This window comes from Corynebacterium mendelii (genome assembly GCF_017307055.1).
Lineage (GTDB): Bacteria > Actinomycetota > Actinomycetes > Mycobacteriales > Mycobacteriaceae > Corynebacterium > Corynebacterium mendelii.
Genome location: NZ_JAFLEQ010000016.1, coordinates 186941 through 188273 on the forward strand (window position 1 = coordinate 186941; position 1333 = coordinate 188273).

Consider the following 1333-nt stretch of genomic DNA (forward strand, 5'->3'; position numbering starts at 1 on the left):
GAAAACAGCACGGCCCCCGGTGCATGCGTCGACCGCGAACAAGCGGTCGACTGGCGGCCGGGCCTGCCGCCAGCAACCCGTCCGGGGGTTAGCTGTGTGCCGTGAGATGCCGGATGAGTACCCGGTTGAAAATATCGGCCTGCTCCACATTGCACAGATGGGCCGCCGGGGCCAGCGACTCGAACTGGGCGCCGGGAATCGCCCCGGCAACAAACTGCAGCATCTCCGGGGTGGTTCCCTGGTCGTCCGCCCCGGAGATCACCAGGGTCGGGGCGGTGACGTCGGCCAGCCGGGTCCGGGTGTCGAAAGCTCCCAGGGCCTCGCAGGAAGCGGCGTAGCCCTCATCGGGGCAGCGGGAGACCATGTCGAAATATTTCTGCCGGTTTCCTGAGCGTACGCCGTAGTCCTCGGTGAACCAGCGGGTGGCCGAATCAAGGGCGATGGACACGGTGCCTTCGGCGCGGACCTTCGCGGCTTTGTCGGTCCACGCCTGGGTGGTGCCGAACTTGGCGGCGGTGGACACCAGCGCCAGTGACGCGACCCGTCCGGGATGGTTCAGCGCGATCATCTGGCAGACCGCCCCGCCCAGCGACAGGCCCACCAGGTGGGCTTTGTCCCAGCCGTTGTCGTCGAGAACCTTGACCACGTCGCAGGCCATCTCCTCGACGGTGTAGGGGCCGCTGGGGCACGGCGAGTCACCATGGCCGCGCTTGTCGACGTAGCAGCAGGTGAAGTGGGCCGATAAGGCGTCATGCTGGCTGGCCCACATTGATTTGTCACTTCCCAGCGACCCGACGAAGACCACCGGCACGGTGGCCTGGTCGGGGCCGTCAATGATCTCGGTGGACAGTGTTACCGGTGCAAAAGTCATCTCGTGTGTCTTTCCTGGGGCGGCGGTGGTGGTGGGGCCGGGGCGGATCCGCCCGGCGGTACCGGGATACGGCCACCCGGTCCGGGAGCGGACATGCCGGAAGCCCTATCGGTCACACCAATAGTATCCGTCCCCGCCCGCCCGCGTGAAGGCACCGGCCGTCGCCGGGGTGCCCCACCCCGCCTGCACCCCGCCGTGATCTCGTGGTTCCCACCGGGGGCAGTGCCGACGGTGGGTGGTGGATCAGCAATCACAGAAAAGATAACTATTGTGAAACAATTGGCCGGAAAATGTTTATTTTTTTCGTATAGACGATTCTTTTATGCATAATGGTCCACGCCGGGTCCACGGACTGGAACGGCGGATCGCGGCGCGTCACGCCCCGCCCCGCCTCCCTGTCCGCCCCGACCGCAGCCCCGGTCGACACGATCCGGCGCTACCCGGGCGGCGTGTGCCGCCCGC

At 66.5% G+C, this 1333-nt stretch carries 1 protein-coding gene; it reads right to left on the minus strand.

All coding sequences use genetic code 11. The features are described from left to right. Nucleotides 1–88 precede the first annotated feature (88 nt). Nucleotides 89–871: a 3-oxoadipate enol-lactonase gene (gene pcaD, locus JZY06_RS09275; RefSeq protein ID WP_207279265.1), complete on the minus strand. Its 783-nt coding sequence runs from the start codon at nt 869–871 to the stop codon at nt 89–91. Nucleotides 872–1333: the final 462 nt, after the last annotated feature.

Coding starts and splice junctions, on each gene's coding strand:
- pcaD (WP_207279265.1), bottom strand. CDS start 871: ATGACTTTTGCACCGGTAACACTGTCCACCGAGATCATTGACGGCCCC.